At 53.3% G+C, this 1,007-nt stretch carries 1 protein-coding gene; it reads right to left on the reverse strand.

The features are described from left to right. Window positions 1-1,007: RNA-guided endonuclease TnpB family protein (locus tag DW133_RS09940; RefSeq protein ID WP_147408932.1), on the reverse strand; the 1,007-nt coding region annotated here is incomplete at both ends.

Here is a 1,007-nt window from a genome sequence, read left to right on the forward strand (position 1 = left end):
TCCGCGTTCGCCGACTCAAATCCGCAGCTCACACAACGGAACTCCGACTGCGATGGTCGGTTCTTCCGCTCCACCCGACCGCATTTCGGGCATCGCTGAGAGGTGTAGGCCGGCTCAACCTTTATGACAAGTTTGCCCGCCTTTTTTGCTTTGTACTTCAAATATTCTTCCGTCTTCCCCCAACCGCTTGAGAGGATGGCTCGGTTCAGTCCTGCCTTGGCTCGTGCTCCGTTAGGCAATGCTTTTGCGTTGTCATCGTATTTCGGCTCAGGCCTTTTGGTCATGTTTTTGACTCTCAAGTCCTCAAGTACAAAAAACTGCACTTTGTCGTCACTGACCAAGGCGTGAGAGGTCTGATGCGCAAAGTCGTTGATGACGTTTTTGCGATAGTCAAACGTCCGTGCCACTTTCCGACGCATTTTTGCCCTGTTACGGCTGCCTTTTTCGCAACGAGCCATGCGCTTCTGATAATGCTTGCGCTGACGTTCTTTGCGGCGGATTCTTTCCAGCTGATCTTCTGTCAGCGCATAAGGCTCGGGATCGTTACTCGTTTGAACCGGACGCACGACACCTCGGTCAATCCCGTTTCCGCAGGCAATGAGTTCCTCTTCGGAGTATTGCCGCAGACGCTCAAGCATTTCCTTTTCTGTTTCCGGAAATTGCTTTTGTTCTGTCTCCTCGTAGCTCATGGAAACAAAGAGCGCCTTGCTTGTCAGCGTCACGCTGACCATTGCCGGCACGACAAACTCACGGTGTGCCCGAAACAGAATCGTTCCGCCCGGAATGCGTGCGGATCCGAATCGCAGTTCATACCAACCTGCGCGACTTGTAGGTTTAATCGTAAAGTAGGCTCGCGTCAGCAGCAGATGACGATCGGCGTCTTTGATGGCGCGCAACTTGGGACGAGCAGCCAGTCCGGTTGCCGCTCTTTTTGAGGCCTGACAAAAACGGAAAGCACCGATACCCAGAATTGCCGAGGGCACCTGAGACAACCACGGTCTTTGTGC

Origin of the sequence: Sutterella sp. AM11-39 (assembly GCF_003472385.1) — a bacterium.
GTDB classification, from domain to species: domain Bacteria; phylum Pseudomonadota; class Gammaproteobacteria; order Burkholderiales; family Burkholderiaceae_F; genus Duodenibacillus; species Duodenibacillus intestinigallinarum.